Source organism: Sorangium sp. So ce281 (genome assembly GCF_051527395.1).
In the GTDB taxonomy this organism is placed as follows: domain Bacteria; phylum Myxococcota_A; class Polyangia; order Polyangiales; family Polyangiaceae; genus Sorangium; species Sorangium cellulosum_B.
The window spans coordinates 7,803,552-7,823,405 of record NZ_CP150322.1 but is presented as its reverse complement, the minus strand read 5'-3'; the positions used below and the strand labels follow the sequence as shown (position 1 = coordinate 7,823,405).

Below are 19,854 nucleotides of genomic sequence, written 5' to 3'. Positions count from 1 at the left end.
CCGAACTTAGCAAAGTTGGCCGCCCTCGTGCGCTGCGACCATCCTTCGCGTCGAGGAGGTGTTCGTGTCGCTCTCGTTATCGAACCAGCAGCTTGTGCCTCAGCTCGCGTCGGATGGCTGCGCTGGCGGCCAGCGCGGCGGCAGGCCGGGAGGCCGCGCAGAGCGCCCGGTCGATCCCGGCGCACCCTCGGTCGAGCAGGGCACACCGGCCCAGGATGAGGGGATCCCCACCTCCGAGCGGCGGCGCCGCCGCAGCGACGATCCGGTCACCGCGCTGCACTACCAGCTCTCGACGACCCGCGCGGAGGCGAACCTGGACGTCGTGGTCCTCGTGGACGACAGCGGCTGCCTCGTCGCCGGGGCGGGCGCGTGGCCGGCGTGTGAGGAGCTCGCCGCCTACGCTCCGCTCCTCGCCAACCCGGACGCCGTGCAGAGCGCGGCGGTCGGCTCGCGCATCGCCACGCTCACCGCCGACGTCGAGGTCCAGAGCCTCTCGGTGTCAGGCGGCGAGGTGCTGCTCTGCGGCCGTGGCGGCACGGCGGAGCGTGGCGCCTCCATTGCCCGGGCCGCTGCGGGGTGCTTGCGCATCCTCCGCGCCGCCTGAGCGGTCGCTGCGCCGCAGGCTGGGCGCTCGCACCCCCCGGGTTCGTGCTACAAGGGGCCGCGGCCTCAGGTCGCGCGCAATGCCCGGCTCGCTCGCACCCCCTCGGAACAGCCCGCCCGCCGTCGACGCGTCCCTTCAGGCAGACCACGCCGGTCTGGCCCCGTTGCTGGCCTCCAGCAGGGTGATCCTCTGCGTCGGCTGCGGCGGCGTCGGCAAGACGACAACGACTGCAGCGCTCGGCCTGGCCGCTGCCCGCCGCGGCAAGCGCGTCCTCTGCCTGACGATCGATCCGGCGCGCCGGCTGTCCCAGAGCCTCGGGCTCGAGGAGATGACGACGGAGGCGCAGACGATCGAGCCCGTCCGCTTCGCCAGGGCGGGGGTCGACGTGCCCGGCTCGATGACGGTCATGATGCTCGACACGAAGTCGACCTTCGACGGCCTCGTCGCGTCGCTCGCCCCCACGCCCGAGCAGCGCGACCGGATCCTCGGCAACGTCCTCTACAAGTACATCTCCACGTCGCTCGCGGGCACGCAGGAGTACATGGCGATGGAGAAGCTCTACGCCGTCAGGGGCGACCCGAGCTACGACCTCGTCCTGCTGGACACGCCGCCCACGGCGAACGCGCTGGATTTCCTCGACGCGCCGGAGCGCCTCGTCGGCGCCATCGACGGCGCGGCGACGCGGTGGTTCGTGCAGGCCTTCCAGAGCTCCGGCAAGCTCTCGCTCAACCTGCTGGCGCGCTCGACCGCCGCGGTGCTGCGGGGCATCGGCAAGCTGACCGGCAGCGGCTTCCTCGAGCAGATCGCGGGGTTCATCAGCGAGATGAACGCGGTCTTCGGCGGCTGGAAGCAGCGGGCGGACGCGGTGGCGTCGGCGCTCCGCGGCCCCGACGTGGCCTACGTGCTCGTGACGACGCCCGATCCGCTCTGCGTGCGCGAGGTGCTGTACTTCGCCGATCGCCTGCGCGAGCAGCAGATGCATCGCGACGCGTTCGTCGTGAACCGCGTCCACCCGGTGTACGGCGCGCTCCCCGGCGTCGGCGAGATCGCCGCCGCGCTCGACGGGAGCAGCCTTGCGCTCGCCCCCGGCGCCGCGGCGCGCCTGCTCCAGGCCGCCAAGGACGAGAGCCGCATGGGCAAGCTCGATCAGCTGAACCTGATCGCCCTCGAGGCGGCGCTCGAAGACGAGCAGAGCGCCGGCAGCGTCCGCGTCGACGTCCCGGCGTTCCCGTACGACATCCACGACGTGGCCGGGCTCGCGAGGATCGCCGACGTGCTGGCGCCGCTGCCCGGGGCGGCGGGGTAGCCCGGGGCAGCTCGTCGGTTCTTCTGGCTGCCCCGGGGTAACCCGGAGCGGTCGGTGAGGAGGCAGCTGGGCTGCCCCCGGCTTATCCCCGCCTATCCCCGCCGCCTGCGCTCCTTGTACTTCACGCGGACCGGCACGCCCTCCAGCGCGAACGCCTGCCGGAGCTGGTTCGCCACGTAGCGCCGGTAGCTGAAGTGGAGCTTGGCGGGATCGCTCGCGACGACGACGAACAGCGGCGGCGACGTCTCGGCCTGCGTGACGAAGAACAGGCGGGGCGCGCGGCCGCCGTGCGTCGGCGGCGGGTGCGTGAGCAGGATCTGCTCGAAGAAGCGGTTGAGCTCCCCGGTGGGCACGCGCTTCCGGTAGGCGTCGGCCACCTGGGCCACGGTCTCGATGAGCTTCGCCACGCCGCGCCCGCTGCGCGCGCTCACGTGCACGATCGGCGCCCACGACACGAACGAGAGCTTGTCGCGGGCGTCCTGCTCCGCCTTGGCGAGCGCCTTGCGGTCGAGGAGATCGATCTTGTTGAGGCCGATCACGACGCCGCACCCGCGATCGACCGCGAGGCCGAGGATCTTCGCGTCCTGCTCGGCCACGCCCTCGGCCGCGTCGCAGAGCAGGAGCACGACCTCCGCCCGCTCCATGGCGCGGATCGCGTGGATCACGCTGACCGCCTCGACGGCGCTGTCCTCCTTCGTCACCTTCGACTTGCGCCGGATGCCGGCCGTGTCGATGAGCAAGAACCGCTTCCCGTCGCGCTCGGCCAGCGTGTCGATCGGATCGCGCGTCGTGCCGGGCGTCGCGTCGACCAGCATGCGCTCCTCGCCCGCGACGCGGTTGACGAGCGACGACTTCCCCGCGTTGGGCCGCCCGATGATGGCGATGCGGAGCGCCCCCGCGGCCGACTCCTCGGGCGCCGCGGGCTTCGCGGGGAGCGCCGCCTCGATGGCCATCTCCAGATCCGAGATGCCGCGGCCATGGAGGGCGCTGATCGGGAGGAGCCGCTCCATCCCGAGGCGATACAGCTCCACCGCCTCCGCCTCGGCCTTCGGCGAGTCCGCCTTGTTGGCGACGTAGATCACGGGCTTGCCGGCGCGGCGCAGCAGGCCGAGCTCGGCGTGCTCGGACGGCGTGACCGGCGTCACGGCGTCGAGCACGCACACGATGACGTCGGCCTCGGCGATGGCGAGGTCGATCTGCCGCTTGATCCCCTGCCGCATGGGATCATCGCTCTCGGGGTCGAACCCGCCCGTGTCGATGAGCGTGAAGCGCCGTCCCCGCGAGGTGACGTCGCCGTAGTGGCGATCGCGGGTCACCCCGGGCTCGTCGTGCACGATCGCGACGCGCTTGCCGATCAGCCGGTTGAACAGCGTGCTCTTGCCGGTGTTGGGCCGCCCGACCAGCGCCACGATCCCGGCCGACGGGGGCGGCGCAGGCGCATCGGCCGCGGCGTCCTCGGCGGCCGCGATGATCTCCTCGGCCAGGTCCGCCGCGAGCTCCTCCCTGCCCTGCGCCGCCTCGTGGCCGATCGGCTCGGCGAGAGCACGGCCCTTGCTCGGGCCTGATCTGCTGCCCTTCTTCGATCCGGCGGCGCTCTTGCCGGGCGCCGCCGCCTTCTTTCCGGGAGCAGCAGCGCCCTTGCCGGGGGCCGCTGCGCTCTTTCCGGGAGCGGCAGCGCCCTTCCCGGAGGCGGCAGCGCCCTTCCCGGAGGCGGCAGCGCCCTTCCTGGCGGCGGCAGCGCCCTTCCTGGCGGCGGCAGCGCCCTTCCTTGGAGCGACGCCGCCCCTCTTCTTCTCGGGGGCGTCGCCCTTCTTCGCCGTCCGCCCGCCTCCGGCGGCTCCCTGGCTGCGCTTGTTCGATCTGGAAAGGGCTGGCTTTGCCGCGCTCACGAGGTTTCTCCCTTGTTGTAACCGAGCTCGTCCAGCCGCTCCCGCGACTCACGCCACTCCGGCGTCACCCGGACCCAGAGCTTGAGGTTCACCTGCCGGCCGACGAGCTCCTCTATCCGGAGCCGAGCCTCCGTGCCGATGCGCTTCAGCTGCTCCGCGCCGGCGCCGATCAGGATCTTCTTCTGCCCGGGCCGCTCCACGTGGATGGTCGCGTCGATGTGCAGCGCGCCCTCGCCTGTCGGCTCGACGTAGCGCTCGATCTGCACGGCGCTCGCGTGGGGCACCTCGGCCTTCGTCGCGCGCAGGATCTGCTCGCGCACGTACTCGGCGGCGAAGAAGCGCGTCGGCCTGTCGGTGAGCTCATCGGGCGCGAAGCCCCAGTCGCGCTCGGGGCAGAGCTTCGCCACCTCGTCGAGCACGCGCTGGACGCCGTCCTCGCGCAGCGCCGAGATGGGGACGATCGCCGCGAAATCCCGGAGCTTGGCGAACGCGTCGAGGAGCGGCAAGAGCAGCGCCTTGTCCCGCATCCGGTCGACCTTGTTGAGCACGAACACCACCGGCGCGTCGCTCCCCAGGTCCGCGAGCAACGTCAGATCGCTCGGGTGCGGCGCGAGCGGCGGGCCGTCCTCCCCCTCCTTCACGCGCCGCGGCAGGCGCGCGGGATCCGGCGCTTCGGTCACGAACACGATCACGTCGGCGCCCCGCGCCGCCTCGCGCGCCGCCTGGTTCATCACGCGCCCGAGCTCCGTGCGCGGCCGGTGGAGTCCGGGCGTGTCGAGCAGCGCGATCTCCGCCGGGCCGTGGTGCACGACCCCGAGGATCGCGTCGCGCGTCGTCTGAGGCGTCGGCGAGACGATCGCGAGCGGATGACCGAGCGCCGCGTTCAGCAGCGTCGATTTGCCCACGTTGGGGCGCCCGACCAGGGCCACGCGCCCGGATCGTTTCGGCAGCGAGGCGTCGGTCTCCTCCGTCCGCCTCGGCTCGGCCGCCTTCCTGCGCTGCTGCTGCGCGGCGCCTCGCGCGCCTGCCGTCCGGCCCGCCCGCTCCGAGAGCGGTCGCCCCTTCGTGTCGCCACCAGGGCGGGATCCACGCCCCGTCTGGCCGCGGGCCGCGCCGGACGAGCGCGCCGTGGGGCTTCTCTTCTTGCTCGTCTTGCTCGTCCGGGGCTCTTCGCCGGACGGCGCTCCCCGGCGGCTGCCTTCGCTACCTTTCTTGGCAGGACGGGGGCCACCGGCGGCCGGGGCGGGCTTCGGCGCCTGCGGGCGCGCTTTCGCGCCCTGGGGCGCGCTCTGGGGACGGGCTTTCACCACGCCGCGCGCGATAGCAGACGCCCAGGGAGGCTACAAACGCTTCCCCACGATCCGTGGTCACGCGCGCGCGAAGGCGGTAAGGGGATGCCCTGCATGTCGAGCGTCCACCGAGGGGACCCACAGCGCGGAGCCCCGCCCGCCGCCCCCGACCCGCACGCGAGCGGAGCCCCACCCCGCGCCGAGGCGCCCCCTCTCGAGGCGCGCTCGGCTGAGATCGGTGACGCGCCGGCCATGGACCGCGACCGCGCGGCCGCCGGGAGCGGGCGCGCCGGCCTCGCGAGGCTCGCGGCCGTCGCGCTCGCGGCCGTCGCGCTGCTGCCGCTGATCGGCAAGAGCGGCATCTGGGACCCCTACGAGCTCGACCGCGCCGACCTGGCCCGCCGCATCGCCATCCACGTCTTCGGCGCGCGCGGCGTGGATTTCCCCGACGCTCCCGGGCAGCTGCCGACCCTGACCGATCTCGGCATGGGCGAGCTCGGGTTCACGTCGATGGCGCTCGGCTTCCGCGTGTTCGGCCTGCACGACTGGGCCGGGCGCCTCCCGCTCGCGCTGTGGGGGCTCGCCGGCGCGCTCGTGCTCTACGAGTTCCTCGCCCGCCTCGTCGATCGAAGGGCCGGCCTCTACGGCGTCGCGGCGCTCGTGACGATGCCGCTCTACGTGATGCAGGCGCGCACCCTGCTCGGCGACATCGTCACGATGGCCGCGCTCACGATGGCGTTCTGCGGGCTGACCGGCGCGCTGCTCGAGGGCGGGCGAGGGGCGCAGCGCGGCGCTCTGCTCGCGTCGGCCGCGTGGCTCGCCGTGGGGCTCCTCGGCGTCGTCGCCGGATACCTCAGCCGCGGCCTGCTGATCGGGGTCGCCGTCCCCGCGCTCGGCGCCGGCCTGACCTGGCTCCTGCTCCGGACGTCCGGCGCCTGGCCCGCGCCGGAAGGCCGGGGGCCCACGCTGGGCGACCTCGTGGGCGCCGCCGCGCTGGTGCTCGGCGTCGCGGCGGCGGCGCAGGGCGCCCTCGTGCTCGCGAGCTCGAGCGCCGGCGAGCCGCTCCCCCGCGCCCTCGGCGTGGCGCTCCTCAAGAAGCCGCCGGTCGAGGCCACGTTCGATCTCACGCTGCGCCAGCTCGGCCACGCCCTCTTTCCATGGAGCGCCTTCCTGCCGTTCGCCGTCGGCCGGCTCTTCCGGGCCCCCGCCGCGGACCGAGCGGGCGAGGTCGTCGCCCCCTGCCTCGATCGCGAGGCCGGCGTCCGGATCGCCCTGATCGTCACGTCTGCGCTCGCCTACGGCGCCTTCGCGGTCCTCGCGCCGCACGCCGGGGCGCTCCCGTTCAGCGGCCCCGCGCTCCTCGCCGCCATCGCCGCGCTCGCCATCCGCGATCTCGAGCGCGGCGCCCCCTCCTCGCGAGCGCTCGCCGTCGGCTGCGCCGTGCTCGCGTTCGTCCTCTACCGCGATCTCGTCACCTCACCGGACAGGGCGCTCAGCGTCTTCTCGGTCGACAAGCCCGTCTTCCCGAAGAGCTTCGAGGGCGAAGCGGCCTCGGCGATGCGCTTCGTCCTGCTCGCGTTCGCCGGCCTCGTCTCGCTCACCTGGTTCGAAGAGCAGCCCCGCGAGCTCGATCGCAGCTTCAGCGCGTGGGCGCGGCGCGTCCTCGACGAGGTGCACGCCGGCGCCGCGGAGCTCGCTCGCATCTGGAACGGCAACCTGCTCTTCCTGCTGATCGTCATCGAGGCGGCGCTCGTCGGCGTCGGCGCGATGCTCTTCGTCGGCAAGCGCATCGGGTGGGGCACCGTGGCGAGGATGCCGGACCACCTCGCCGCGTACGGGATGAACGCCTGGTGGGCGCTGCCCATGGTGATGGCGGCGAGCCCCGTGCTGCTCCTCGTGGCGCGCGACGCGTTCCGCCACGCCGTCGCGCGCGCCTCCCTCCCACGCGCCGTCGGCACGCCGCTCGCCGGCCTCGTCGCCGGCTTCGCGCTGAGCTTCTGGTACTATCCGGCGCTCGCGGCCCAGCTCTCGCCGAAGGAGGTCTTCGCGTCCCACGAGTCCCTTCACAAGCCCGGCGAGCCGCTCGCGACGCTCGGCGTCCGGAGCCGCACGGCGGCCTATTACCAGGGCGGCGAGGTCACCTCCTTCACCGATGTCCTGCAGGCGTTCGACTGGCTCACCGCCGCGGGGAGCCCGCTGGACGGCGCCGCCGCTCCGGTCGTTCCCGCCGCTCGCCGCTGGCTCGTCGTGAAGTCCGACGATCTGCCCCGGTTGAACAGCCTCTTTCGCAAGCGCTACCGGCGCAACCTGCCCGTGCTCGACGGCCGCTCCAGCCAGATCCTCCTTGCGTCGAACGAGCTCGGGGGCAGGCCGAACGAGAGCTGGCTCGGCCGTATCGTCCTCGACGAGCCCGCCGCTCCCGAGAACCCGCTCGACGCGATGCTCGAGGATCAGCTGGAGGTGCTCGGCTGGGAGCTCACCGACGACGACGGCCAGAAGGTCTCGAGCGTCGTCCCTCAGAAGAGCTACCACCTGCGGACTTACTTCCGGGTCCATCGGCCGATCACCGGCAACTGGAAGATGTTCGTTCACATCGACGGGTTCCAGCGCCGATACAACGGCGACCACCCCGTGCTCGAGGGGCGCTACCCGCTGAGCCTGTGGCAGCCGGGCGACGTCGTCGTGGACGACCACGAGCTCCAGCTCGAGCCCAACTTCACCCCGGGCGACTATACGCTCTACTTCGGCCTCTTCGCCGGTGAGACGCGCTTTCAGGTGACGCGCGGGCCGGAGCACGAGGACCGCATCCGCGGCGGCGTCATCCGCGTGCGGTGAGCTGCCCTCGTGGGGGGCCCGACGCATGCCGCGGTGCGCGGCTCGTCTTGCGCGGCCCGGCGACGCACGCGTGCTCCTCCTCGTCGAGCGCCCTCGACGCGCGTGCGGAAAGCGGCTAGTCGCAGACTCATGACCGGGGGCCGTGGGGACTCGAACCATCCGCCCGACGCGCCGGGCGGTACGCCGCCGTCCTGCGCGCAAGCCGGCGCCTACGGCGACGCGCATCGCCCCGGCGAGGACGCCGAGCACGAGGTCCCCGCCCCGGATTCGCTCGACCGACGCTCGTCCGAGCGCCTCGACGTCACCTGGCTCGTGGACTGCGAGACCGATGACACGTTCCTCTACGCGTCCATCACCAACATCTCGGAGATGGGCATCTTCGTCCGCACGACGCAGCCCCTCTCGATCGGCACGCGGCTCACGCTCCGCTTCTCGCCGCCGGGGAACGACGGCTCGTACGTGCTCGAGGGGACGGTGCAGTGGATCAACGAGGTGCGCCCCCTCCACGACAACCCGAACCCGGGCATGGGGATCCGCTTCGTCGAGCTCACGCCGGACGATCGCGAGCGCATCGTCGGCACGATCAGGACGATCGCCTACATCCGCGACGCGCCGGTGAGATCGAATTGACGCTGGCGCCGCCGCGGCGGGCGCGGTGAGGTCGAGGCGCCGGGGACGGCGGAGGCGCGGGCCGCGCCGGCGATCCGTCAGCGGGACGTCGCGGTGTCGGCGGGCGCCGCCTGCGAGGGGCCCGCGGCGCCTTGCTCCGCAGCGCCTTGCTCCGCGGCGTCGCGCGGCGGCGCCGCGGGCATCGCCGCCTTGGGCGCAGCGCGCCGCGCCGCAGCGGCGGGGGCGGCGGCCGCCGGCGCCGAGTTCTGCGCCTGCGCGCCGGCGGCGTTCGCCTCGAGGCCCGCGAGCTGCTGCTCGGCGCGGTCGCCGTAGCCCTTCGCGGAGCGCAGCGCGAGCAGCAGCTCGCGCGCCTTCGCCGTGTCCCCGGAGGCCTGGTAGCAGCGGGCCGCCTCCCACATCGCGGCGTGCGCTGACGGCGTGCCCGGGTACTGCGCGCCGACCTCGTCGAGCTTGCCGACGGCGGCCGCGCAGCCCGACTTGCGCTGCAGCGCTTGCGCCTCGTGCAACGCGGCGCTCGCGCCGTCGTCCGGGGACGCGGGCGCCCGCGCGCTCTTCTCCTTCGCCGCCTCCGCCCTGGGCGCCTCGTTCGCCTTGGCTTCGGCCGAGCGCCGGCCGTCGCCTTCCTCCATCGCGACGGCCGCGGGGGTGGGCGCGGCGGCGCGGGGCGCCTCGTGCTGATCCGACGACGCGGGCTGGCCCCACTCGGTGACCCGCACCGGCGCCACGCCCGTCTTCGGCCGCAGCAGCAGCAGGCTCGATCCGATGACGAGCACGAACAGCGCCGCCATCGCCAGCTGCGGCCGCATCGCGTGGCTGCCGGCCCAGGCCAGCGCGCGGAGCGCCTTGCGCCGGAACGGCGTCTTCTTCTGCGCGACCTCGACGGCGTCGAGGATCCGCGCCTCGAGCTCCTCGCTCGGCTCCTCGAACGGCAAGGCGCCGACGTCGCGGGCCGCGCGCAGCCCCGCGAACGCCGACGCGCACCGGGCGCAGCCGTCCATGTGCCGCTTCATGGCCGCATACGTCAGCTCGTCGAGCTCGTCGTAGAGCGCGTCCATCACGTGCTGGTCGAACTTCTCGCAGTCCATAGGCAGCTCTTCCGGAGCGCTAGCGCAGCGCCCTCGCGTAATCCTCGTACTCCGAGAGGGCCTCCTGGAGCCGCTCCAGGGCGTAGCGCATCCGGCTCTTCACCGTGTTCTCGGGCACGCCCACGATGTGGGCGATGTCCTTGAACGGCACGTGCCCGATCTCCCGGAGCAGGAAGACCTCCCGCTGCTCGTGCGGGAGACCCTCGACGGCGCGGACGATGCGCTGCCCCATCTCGGTCCCGATCGCGACCCGGTCCACCGCGGCCTGGGGCGCCGGGTCCGCGGTCCGTTCGCCGAGCGTCGGGCCGTCGCCGCCCTCCCCGGAGCCCTGGTCGAGCGACGGGTGGCGCCGGAGCGACATCTTGCGCAGGTGATCGATGCAGACGTTGCGCGCGATGGCGAACGCCCAGGTGGTGAACCTGGCCTCGTGCTTGAAGTCGGAGGCGCTCTGCACGATCTTCACGAACACATCCTGCACCAGATCCTCGGCGATCGCAGGCCCGCGGACCTGTCGCAGGATGAAGTTGTAGATGGACGTTTTGTGCCGCCGGACGAGCCCGGCGAACGCCGCGCGGTCGCCGCCCTGGAAGCGCATCATCAGGGCTTCGTCCGTGACCTCCTCTCGAGAAATCGGGACCATCCTAGCTCCCGGCGCGGCCGAGCCTCTGCGGCGCTCCTTCGGCGGCCCGGGCGGCGGGGTGTTCGCGGCGGCGGCCGCGGCGTCGGATCGGACGCGCGGCGCGGCTCGAAGATCTGAGGAGCACTCCTTCCCCTGACACAAGCGCACCTTAGCGGATCCGCCCCCGAGCGAGCGAGCCCCCTTCGCCCGTGGCGCCCGCGGCCGGGGAAGGGCAGGGGACGGGCGCGCGCGCCGCGCGCCGCCGGTGGGGGGGAGCCGGTCGCGGTCGCGTGACGTTCTCGGGGCAGCGCCCTGCGGACCGGCCGAGGCCGCGGTCCGCGCCCGCCGCGGAAGGGCCCTCACACGATTTCGGCTGCGCCGTGCTGTGCTTGCTGTGCTGTCTTCGCGCCGTCAGCGACGGGAGCCTGCGCCGGAGGAGGAGGCAGGTGCCCAGGTCGTTGCGCTCGGAAGCCCGCCGCCACTAGACTCCCCGGCACCGGGCGTGAGGTCGCCCCCCTCTGCCGACGAGGGTTCAACCACGAGGTTACCTTTCGATGCGACTTATCAGGATGATGGCAGTGGGGGTGGGGGCCTCGTTCTTGATGTCGATGCCCGCCTTCGCGCAGGCCCCGGGCGGCGCGGCGGGCAAGGTCGCTGTTCCCGCCGCCTCTGTGGCGCCGGCGGCCTCCACAGCGCCCGCTGTCCCCGCAGCGCCCGCGCCTGTCAACGGAGCGCAAGCGGCTCCTGCGCCCGCTTCGGCGACGGTCGCCCCCGCTGCGGGCGCGACGGCGGCGCCCGGCGCGACGGCCGCCCCGGCGGCGCCTCCTGCCCCGACGAGCGCCCCGGCTGCGGGCGCGGCCGCCGCTCCGGCGATGGATGGTCCGACCTACGCGGTGCGGCTGCGCGATCTGGAGCAGCGCATCGACGAGCTCAAGGAGCAGATCCGCCGCAGCCACACGCGGCTCTCGCTCCTCAGCGACACGATCCTCTCCGGCGGCGGCGCCGGATCGCGCGCCTCGATCCGGTTCAACAACGAGCTGTCGTCCGCGTTCCGCGTCACGCGCGTGCTGATCGTCCTGGATGGCGCCGTCCAGTACAACAAGACCGATCAGTCGGGCGCCCTCGCCGAGCAGACCGAGATCCCGATCTTCAACGGCTCCGTTCCGCCGGGGGATCACACGCTCCAGGTCCTCGTGAACCTGCAGGGCAACGGCTACGGGGTGTTCTCCTACCTCCGGGGCTACCGCTTCGAGGTGCGCTCCAGCCATTCCTTCACGGCGGTCGAGGGCAAGACCATCAACCTTCAGGCGGTCGCGTTCGAGAAGGGCGGCGTCACGACCCCGCTCGAAGAGCGGCCAGCCGTCCGGTTCGTCGAGAAGATCGTGAGCGGCCTCTCGGATTCTCCCGGGCAGCCGTCCGGCGCCGCGGGTGGGAAGTAGGCTCGAGCTCGTTAGGACAAGCCACCATGACCTGGGACACCGGATCGCGGGTACTCCCTGCCTTGCTTGGCGTGCTCGCACTCGGCGCGGCGACGACCGCGGCCCCCGCCGAAGCGTGGGCCCTGGACGCTGAGCGCGCCTACACGGGCGCCTCTCAGCAGATCGGCAGCGTCACCTCCGGGCTGGGCGCCATCCAGGCGGCGATCCACAAGTCCCGCGGCGAGCAGCGCACGCCGGCCCAGCGCATCGCGGACGCCCAGCTCCTGATGGGCTCCAGGGATTACGAGCGGGCGGCGAACGTGCTGAACCAGGTGGTCGAGAAGTACCCCGACCATCCGACGGCGTACCCGGACGCGCTCACGCTGCTCGGGGAGACGTACTTCCGCTCGAAGCAGTACCTCTCGGCCCGCCGGGTCTTCCAGCGGGTCGTCGCGAGCGGCGCCGAGCCGCGCTTCGCCGCCTACCAGGCGAAGGCGCTCGGCCGGCTCGTGGACATCTGCCTCCGGATCAAGGACTACGACGCGCTCGACGCCGTCTTCGCGTCGATGAACGGCGTCCCGGCCTCCACGGCGGGGAGCGCCCTCGCGTACGCGCGCGGCAAGGGCCTCTACGTGAAGAAGGACTTCGGCGGCGCGAAGGCCTCGCTCGGCGCGGTCGACCCGCAGAGCGAGTACTTCCACCAGGCGAGGTACCTGCTCGGCCTGATCGCGGTGAAGGAGGCGACGCCCCCGCCGGAGCCGCTCAAGGAGGGCGAGGCGCCCCCGGCGGTGCCCAAGACCCGCTACGTCGCCGCGATCGATCTGTTCCAGAAGGTGACGCAGCTGCCGGCCGACACCTCGGAGCACCGGCGCGTCATCGACCTCGCGTGGCTCGCGATCGGGCGGCTCTTCTACGAGGCCGACCAGTGGTCCCAGGCCGTGCAGGCCTACGGCCACATCGACCGCGTCTCGCCCGAGTTCGGGACGATGCTCTACGAGCTCGCGTGGGTGTATGTCCGCCTGGGCGACGTGGATCGCGCCCAGCGGTCGCTCGAGATCCTCGCGATCGCCGAGCCGGACAGCCAGAACATCGCGGACGGCTCGCTGCTCCGCGGCGACCTGATGCTGCGCGCGGGCCGCTTCGAGAAGGCGCTGAAGGTGTACGAGGGGGTCCGCGCCACGTACGACCCGATGCGCGCGCGCGTGGACGCCTTCCTCGGCTCGACGAGCGATCCAGCGGTCTACTACGACAAGCTGAGCCAGGAGCAGATCGAGGCGCTCGACACGACCACCTCGCTCCCGCCGCTCGCGGTGCAGTGGGCGCGCGAGGCCGAGGACGGCCCGGCCGCGTTCGCGGTGATCGACGACATCAACCACTGCCGCGAGCTGATCAAGCAGTCGAACGAGCTCATCGAGAAGCTGAACGCCGTGCTCAGCTCGCCCAACCGGGTGCGCGCGTTCCCGGAGCTCAAGGCCGGCGAGGAGAAGGCGCTCGCGCTGCTCAACCGGGTCGCGCTGGCGCGCCTCGCGCTCGGCCAGGGCATGGACGACGTGGAGGACGACTCGCTCTCGGGCGAGATCGGCGGCGTGCGCGCGAGGCGTAGGGCGCTGGAGAAGCGCCTCGCGCGGGTGCCCGTCACGGACGCCGACTTCCAGGATCGCGAGGCGCAGGCGCTCAAGCAGTGGAACACCCAGTCGCAGCGCTTGCAGCAGCTCACGCTGCAGATGGACTCGCTGCAGGCGACGGTCAACGGCCTCAGGCGGCTCCTCCGCGATGGCCCGCACGCCGGGGTCGTCCGGGATCCCGCGAGCGTCGCCCGGTTCGAGATCGAGCTCGCTCAGAACGAGCGCGACCTCGCGCTCTACCGCCAGCAGGCCGACGTGCTCCGCAAGCAGATCAGCGCGGGCCGGGTCCAGGTCGGCTTCGGCGATCAGCGCTTCATCGAGGACGCGCAGGTGCGCAAGGCCCACCGCGACGCGTTGACGCGCGAGGCGCAGCTGGCCGCGGCGGGCGCCGGCGGCGCGGAGCTCGCGGCGTACGCGCAGCGCATCACGCCGGTGCTCCGCGCCGGCGACGCGGCGGACGCGAAGGTCGAGGCGGCGCTCCGCGACATCGAGGGGGAGGTCGCCCAGAAGTCCGCGGGGCTCCGGCAGATCGTCGGCCGGGAGACGGCGAACGTCGTTCACTACTCGGTGCAGCTCGATGGGCTCGATCGGGAGGCGCGCCTCGTCGTCGGCGAGGTCGCGATGCGAAACTTCGGCCTCGTCCGGGACCGGCTGAAGAACATCATCCTGCGCGCCGACGTCGGCATCACCGAGGAGGCGTGGGAGGTCCGCGAGGAGCAGATGACGCGCGTTCGCAGCCTGCAGGTCGAGCGTGCCCGTGAGGATCGGGTCCTCAAGGAGGAGCTCAACGAGGTCCTCGACGACAGCGGCGATCCGGAGGACGAGAAGTGAGCAAGGAGCGTGGTGGCGCGGACGCGCCGCAGATCTCTGGCGCGCCGCGCGGAGGGGCAGGGGCGCAGCTCCTCGGATCGGCGGTCGCTCGCGCGCCGCGCGGCGCTGTGCGAACGGTGCGCCGTCGCCCGCGCGGCGCCCTCGGGTTTGCCAGCCTTGCCCTGGTGCTGGCGGTCGCGCCGCTCGCGCTCTCTCAGCCGGGCGGCCAGCCAGCGCCGGCGGCGTCTGCCGTTCCCGCGACCGCGCCGACCCCGGCTGCGCCTGGCGCCGTGGCCGCGCCGACCACGACTGCGCCGACCCCGGCTGCGCCTGGCGCCACGGCGCCGGCTGCGCCAGCGGTGCAACCCTTCGCGCCGTCGATGTCGGTCGGGCGCAAGCAGGCGCCGCCGCCTCCTCCTCCGACGCCGGCCCAGCTGGCGGCGCTCGCCGCGCTCGAGAAGGAGGCGGCCGCCTACGAGAAGGCGGCGCGCGACTACCGGAGCGCCATCACCCGCATCGTGCAGCACCACTACGAGGACCGGCGCCGCCGCATCCTCTCGTCACTCGACCGCGAGATCGAGATCGAGAGGAAGGGGCTCCGCGACGCCCGGGAAGAGGCGATCCGCCGGCTCGAGGTGTTCGTCGAGCGCTACAGCGGCCCGAACGCCCACCCCGAGAACACGCCCGACGCGATGTTCCGCCTGGCCGCGCTCTACGAGGAGCGCGCGCGCACCGACAACGACGCGAGCGAGGATCTCAGCGTCGCGCTGCTCCCGGCCATCGCGCTCTACAAGCGCGTCATCCGCGAGTTCCCCCAGTACCGTGAGCTCGCCGGGATCTATTACTATCTCGGCCATGCGCTGAACGATTCGGTCCGGTTCCCCGAGGCGCAGCAGGTGTGGCGCTCGCTCGTGTGCCACGCCAAGTATCCCTATCCCGTCGAGACCGACCCGACGGATCCGACGCGCGACACCGTCGGCAAGCTCCCGCAGGACCACGACAACGATTACTGGACCGGCTGGGAGGCGCGCCACCCGACGCCCATCGGGTCCACGCCGGGCGGCCGGGCGCTCCAGGCCACGCGCAAGGGCGCGCGGGGGCGGGCGCCCGTCACCGAGGACGAGACGGCGTACGTCGATCCGTATCCGGACGATTGCCAGCCGATCCCGCAGAAGACGGCGCTCGGCGCGGAGCCCCGCTACGTCGCCGAGGTCTGGTGGCAGATCGGCGACTACCATTTCAACGAGATCGACCGCGCCGGCGGCCCGTTCAACTACAACAGGGCGGAGTCGGCGTACCGGCAGTCCATCAAGTACAAGAAGCCTCCTGTCCACGGCGTCGCGATGTACAAGCTCGCCTGGACGTACTTCAAGCAGCAGCGTTACGAGACCTCGGTACGCCAGTTCATCGAGCTGCTCCGCTACACCGACGAGCAGGAGAAGCTGACGGGCGATCCTGGCGCGGATTTCCGCGCGGAGGCGTACACCTACATCGCCGGCTCGCTCACGTACCTCGACTTCGTCGGCCCCGGACCGGACGAGCCCTACGTCCCGCGGAACGACGTCCTCGACGTCGAGACCGACCCGCGCATGGCCGAGCAGAAGATGCGGATCGCCATCGAGCGCGTCCAGGATCCCAAGCTGATCCCGCAGGATCAGAAGTGGACGGTCGAGATCTACAAGGCGCTCGCGCTGGAGTTCAAGGAGCTCAATCAGTACCGGAACACGATCGAGGTGAGCGAGATCCTCCTCAGGAAGTGGCCGATGCACCGCGACGCGCCCGTGGTCCAGAACCAGATCGCGGACATCTACGACACGCTCACCTCGCAGTCGCGCGAGGGGACGGCCGAGCGGGCGATGAACTCGGCGAAGGCGCTCGAGGCGCGCACGAAGCTCGCCCAGTACGTCGGGACGACCCCGTGGGTCGAGGCGAACAAGGACGATCCCGAGGCGATCCAGACCGCCGAGCGGCTCGTGCGCGGCGGGCTGCGCCGTGCTGCCGCCGATCACACGAACGCCGGAAGCGCGCTCGTGCAGCAGGCGCTGACGGTCGGCGACAAGGAGACGCGCGACCCGATCTTCGAGCGGGCGCTCGGCGAGTACCGCCTCGCCGCGCAGGGCTGGGCCGGCTACCTGGCCCAGGACGAGAACGCCCCGGACGCGTACGAGAGCCGGTACTGGCTCGCCGACGCGCACCACATGGTCGTGGTCATCACGGTGGCGATGGATCGCTCGCCCGCGACGCACGAGATCGAGCAGGCGAGGAGCTCGGCGGTCGGCGTGCGGGACTCCAACGAGGACGACAAGTACCTGCAGCCCGCGGCGTACATGGTCGTCGACACCGCCCACCAGGCGCTCCTGGATCGACACAAGCTCTTCCAGCGGACGAGCGGCGCCGAGGGCATCGAGCCGCGCGAGAAGGTCAAGATCGTCGGCGAGGGCGACCAGCAGCGCGTCGTCGCCGAGCCGCTGCCCCCCCAGGTCCAGGCGGCCGTCACGGCGCGGGACGAGTACATCCAGCGGGTCCCTCCCGCGCTCGACGCCCCGAAGAACATCGACCTCTACGCGTTCCAGGCGGCCGACTACTACTTCCTCTACGGCCAGTTCGCCGAGGCGCGCAAGCGGATGGAGCCCATCTACGAAGCGCAGTGCGGCAAGACGGAGTTCGGCTACAAGGCGTGGGAGCGGCTCACGACGATGTCGAACCTCGAGAACAACGTCGAGCAGAGCCGCAAGCTCGCCGAGGCGGCGCTCACGCGGAGCTGCGCCGTCAGCGAGGAGCAGAAGCTGAAGGAGGGCGACATCGCTCGGCCGACGATCTCCCGCGGCTATTACATCGACGCCGCCCGGGCCTTCGAGAAGGCCGAGAAGATGCCGGACGGCCCCGCGCGCGTCGCCGCCTGGCGCGAGGCCGCGGCGCTCTACAAGGTCGCGCTCGAGAAGGCGCCGGCCCGCGACGAGGCGCCGGAGGCCGCCATGAACGGCGCTTACTGCTACAAGCAGGTGGGCGACTACGACCAGGCCATCGCGATGTACTCCCTGTTCATCAAGGAGTACGGCAGCGAGGAGAACCTGTCGAAGCTCGAGAAGGGCGATCCGGGCGCGAACCCTCCGAAGAACCCCGACCCGAAGCGCTACGCCGAGCGGGTGAAATACCTGAAGCAGGCCTACGACGCGCTCTCCGCCGCGTACGTCCTCTTCTTCAACTACCGCAGCGCGGCCGAGACCTACGACACCATCGCTCGCAACGGCCGGTTCGAGCAGGCGGCGCGCCGGGACGCCGCGAGGAACTCGGTGTTGCTGTACGCGAACATCGGGGAGCGCGACAAGATGACCGCCTCGCGCGCGACCTTCATGAGCCTGAACCCGCCGCCCGAGCAGAAGGCCGACATCGATTTCCTCGTCGCCTCGGCGGACCTGAAGGCCTGGGACGAGCGCGGGGCCGACGAGGGCCCGAACCGCGCCGCCCGGACCAAGGCCACGCAGTCGATGGAGGCCTATTACGCGGCCAACAAGAACAACCCGGCCGCGAGCGGGTATGTCGTCCAGGCGGCGTACCATGCATCCAAGATGCGCGCCGCCGGCGGCGACCCGAAGGCGCGGGATTGGTGCAAGAACACCATGACAGCGTTCACGTCCTTCCGGAGCTCGGCGACCGGCGACAAGGTGAAGGCCCTCGGCTCGGTGCAGGCCGACATGGCGGCGGAGTGCGCCTATAAGGCCATCGACGATCGCATCAAGGCCGAGTTCGACTACGACACCGGCCATCACCGCTACGAGGGGGTCATCGATCAGGTGAAGCGGGCCTTCGAGGCGGATGTCGCCAAGGCCAACGACAGGTACTGGAAGGAGCTCCAGGAGGTCATCACCGCCTACGAGTCGCGCCCGTGGTCGGTGGCCGCGCGCGCGCGTCAGGGCTCGCTCTACGACTCCTGCCGCACCGGCCTCTACAACGCCCGCCCGCCGGGGCTGAGGCTGTACACCGACAAGGAAGAGAAGCTGCTCAAGCTTGCCGAGACGAGCGATCGCGAGGATCTCCAGGAGACGGCCGACGCGCTCCGGCAGAACCGGCGCGAGCAGTGGCGCGCGGCGCGCGAGCGGCTCCTCAACGACGCCGACAAGGCGATGGTCAAGTTCTACGTCGAGTCCGTCGTCTGGGCGAAGGCGTGGAAGGTCCGGAATCCAGCGGTCGACCTCGCGATCCAGCGGCTCGCGTTCTTCACGGACATCCTCGGCGACGCCAAGCTCCGCGAGTGGAGCCAGGGGGTCATCGATCCCGAGACGAAGCGCCCGTTCGAGTACAAGGATGGCCTCTTCCTCCGGACGCGGCCCGGCATGACTCCGCCGCTCGCGCCCGACGGCCTCCCCCTGCCCCTGCCGGTCGTCCCATGATGCGCCGCCTCCCTGTCTCCCTCTTCGCCAGCCTGCTCGCGGTCATGTCGCCGTTTGCCCTCGCGTCCTGCGGCGAGGAGGCGACGCCGCCGCCCAAGGTGCCCACGGTTCCAGCGGGGCCCGCCGCGACCGCGCCCGTCCAGGCGCCGTACGGCATGAACGACATGCCGAGCTCGGCGCGCCCCTACGATCTGCCCGCCCAGACGGCTGCGCCGGCCATGAACGCCCGGGCGGCGGCGCTCTACCAGAGCGGCCTGCAGGCGTTCGCGACCGGCGATCTCGTCAGCGCGAGGGCCCAGTTCGGCCAGGCGACGCAGGCCGACCCGCGCGCGCACCAGGCCTTCTATTCGCTCGGCGTGGTGCAGGAGCGGCTCCGCGACGCGGGCGCCGGCGCGAGCTACCGCCAGGCCTTCACGCTCGTGCCGGACTACGAGCCCGCCATCATCGCCTACGCGATGCTCCTCGCCAGGAAGACCCAGCTCGGCGAGGCCGAGCGGCTCCTGAGCGAGAAGCGCGGCCAGATGCCGAAATCGGCGGCCGTCGCGGCGACGCTCGCGGAGGTCAAGTCGCTCCAGCGGGATACCGGCTCTGCCCAGCGGATCGCGCAGGAGGCGCTGAAGATCAACCCCGACTACCGGCCGGCGATGGTGATCATCGCCCGCGATCACTACAGGAACCGGCGCCTCGATCTCGCGCTGTACGCGCTCCAGGCGATCCTGGACGGGTTCGAGCCGGTCAGCGAGAACCCGCCGCGCGACAGGGACAACGCCGAGGCGCTGCTGCTCCGCGGCCTGATTTACCGGGAGCAGGGGCAGCGCGCCGCGGCGCTGGAGGAGTTTCGCAAGGCGGTGACGCGCCGCCCCGATCTCGTCGAGGCGCGGGTGCAGCTCGCGACCTACCTGCTCGAGGCGGGCAGCGCCCAGGAGGCGCTGCCGCTTCTCGAGGGCGCCGTCCGCTTCGATTCCGAGCACGTCGCCGCGCACCTCAACCTCGGGGACGCTTACCGCCTGCTCGAGCGCTACGCCGACGCGAAGCGCGAGTTCGACTGGGTGCTCGCCCGCGACCCGAACCTGCCTCAGGTCCACTACGACCTCGGCCTGCTCTACCTGTTCGCCCCCGCCGTCCCTGGCATGACGCCGAAGCAGCAGGTGGCGGAGGCGATAAAATCGCTGACGAGGTTCCAGGAGCTGCGCAACAAGGGCCAGCGCGACGACTCGGAGGAGCTCCTGAACCGCGCCAAGCTCAAGGAAGGGGAGCTCAACGCGGCTGCCGCCGCGGCCCAGCCCGCGGCGCCTCCTCCTGCCGCCGCGCCGGATGGAGGCGTCGCCGACGCCGCGACCGACACGTGAGGGA

At 72.2% G+C, this 19,854-nt stretch carries 12 protein-coding genes; 8 read left to right on the top strand and 4 right to left on the bottom strand.

What is annotated here, in order from left to right; all coding sequences use genetic code 11:
* Window positions 1-64 precede the first annotated feature (64 nt).
* Entirely contained in the window at window positions 65-604 is a 540-nt protein-coding gene (locus WMF27_RS29610; RefSeq protein ID WP_437765520.1) for a hypothetical protein, read from the top strand.
* Between the two features lie 163 nt (window positions 605-767).
* Complete coding sequence (locus WMF27_RS29605; protein ID WP_437765521.1) at window positions 768-1,910, top strand: ArsA family ATPase; 1,143 nt, start codon at window positions 768-770, stop codon at window positions 1,908-1,910.
* Window positions 1,911-2,002: 92 nt separating this feature from the next.
* Here WMF27_RS29605 and der read toward each other — a convergent pair whose 3' ends face one another.
* Entirely contained in the window at window positions 2,003-3,799 is a 1,797-nt protein-coding gene (gene der / locus WMF27_RS29600; RefSeq protein ID WP_437765522.1) for a ribosome biogenesis GTPase Der, read from the bottom strand.
* Window positions 3,796-4,728, bottom strand: coding sequence for a GTPase Era (era, locus tag WMF27_RS29595; RefSeq protein WP_437765523.1), 933 nt, complete (start codon window positions 4,726-4,728; stop codon window positions 3,796-3,798). The genes der and era overlap by 4 nt, the downstream gene beginning before the upstream one ends.
* A 612-nt stretch (window positions 4,729-5,340) precedes the next feature.
* Here era and WMF27_RS29590 point away from each other — a divergent pair.
* The gene (locus WMF27_RS29590) at window positions 5,341-7,923 is read left to right on the top strand and encodes a glycosyltransferase family 39 protein (RefSeq protein WP_437765524.1); all 2,583 of its coding nucleotides are present in this window, start codon (window positions 5,341-5,343) and stop codon (window positions 7,921-7,923) included.
* A 129-nt stretch (window positions 7,924-8,052) separates the two neighbouring features.
* The gene (locus tag WMF27_RS29585) at window positions 8,053-8,553 is read left to right on the top strand and encodes a TIGR02266 family protein (protein WP_437765525.1); all 501 of its coding nucleotides are present in this window, start codon (window positions 8,053-8,055) and stop codon (window positions 8,551-8,553) included.
* A gap of 77 nt (window positions 8,554-8,630) precedes the next feature.
* On the opposite strand, the gene WMF27_RS29580 is transcribed toward WMF27_RS29585, so the two are convergent.
* Both WMF27_RS29580 and WMF27_RS29575 read right to left on the bottom strand, forming a co-directional pair.
* Window positions 8,631-9,638, bottom strand: a complete 1,008-nt coding sequence (locus WMF27_RS29580; RefSeq protein ID WP_437765526.1) for a zf-HC2 domain-containing protein — start codon at window positions 9,636-9,638, stop codon at window positions 8,631-8,633.
* A 19-nt stretch (window positions 9,639-9,657) separates the two neighbouring features.
* Window positions 9,658-10,278, bottom strand: a complete 621-nt coding sequence (locus WMF27_RS29575; protein WP_012238576.1) for an RNA polymerase sigma factor — start codon at window positions 10,276-10,278, stop codon at window positions 9,658-9,660.
* 533 nt (window positions 10,279-10,811) lie between these two features.
* Here WMF27_RS29575 and WMF27_RS29570 point away from each other — a divergent pair.
* The 4 genes from WMF27_RS29570 to WMF27_RS29555 all read left to right on the top strand — a co-directional run bounded on the left by WMF27_RS29570 (window position 10,812) and on the right by WMF27_RS29555 (window position 19,850).
* Window positions 10,812-11,696 (top strand): hypothetical protein, encoded by an 885-nt coding sequence (locus WMF27_RS29570; protein WP_437765527.1) that lies wholly within the window; start codon window positions 10,812-10,814, stop codon window positions 11,694-11,696.
* Between the two features lie 26 nt (window positions 11,697-11,722).
* Window positions 11,723-14,131, top strand: coding sequence for a tetratricopeptide repeat protein (locus WMF27_RS29565; protein WP_437765528.1), 2,409 nt, complete (start codon window positions 11,723-11,725; stop codon window positions 14,129-14,131).
* A gap of 338 nt (window positions 14,132-14,469) precedes the next feature.
* Complete coding sequence (locus tag WMF27_RS29560; protein ID WP_437765529.1) at window positions 14,470-18,501, top strand: tetratricopeptide repeat protein; 4,032 nt, start codon at window positions 14,470-14,472, stop codon at window positions 18,499-18,501.
* Window positions 18,498-19,850: a tetratricopeptide repeat protein gene (locus WMF27_RS29555; RefSeq protein WP_437765530.1), complete on the top strand. Its 1,353-nt coding sequence runs from the start codon at window positions 18,498-18,500 to the stop codon at window positions 19,848-19,850. The genes WMF27_RS29560 and WMF27_RS29555 overlap by 4 nt, the downstream gene beginning before the upstream one ends.
* Window positions 19,851-19,854: the final 4 nt, after the last annotated feature.

Excerpts from the sequence above, each read along its gene's own strand:
- WMF27_RS29590 (WP_437765524.1), top strand. The coding sequence starts at position 5,341 with ATGGACCGCGACCGCGCGGCCGCCGGGAGCGGGCGCGCCGGCCTCGCG.
- WMF27_RS29585 (WP_437765525.1), top strand. The coding sequence starts at position 8,053 with ATGACCGGGGGCCGTGGGGACTCGAACCATCCGCCCGACGCGCCGGGC.
- WMF27_RS29580 (WP_437765526.1), bottom strand. The coding sequence starts at position 9,638 with ATGGACTGCGAGAAGTTCGACCAGCACGTGATGGACGCGCTCTACGAC.
- WMF27_RS29575 (WP_012238576.1), bottom strand. The coding sequence starts at position 10,278 with ATGGTCCCGATTTCTCGAGAGGAGGTCACGGACGAAGCCCTGATGATG.
- WMF27_RS29570 (WP_437765527.1), top strand. The coding sequence starts at position 10,812 with ATGCGACTTATCAGGATGATGGCAGTGGGGGTGGGGGCCTCGTTCTTG.
- WMF27_RS29565 (WP_437765528.1), top strand. The coding sequence starts at position 11,723 with ATGACCTGGGACACCGGATCGCGGGTACTCCCTGCCTTGCTTGGCGTG.
- WMF27_RS29555 (WP_437765530.1), top strand. The coding sequence starts at position 18,498 with ATGATGCGCCGCCTCCCTGTCTCCCTCTTCGCCAGCCTGCTCGCGGTC.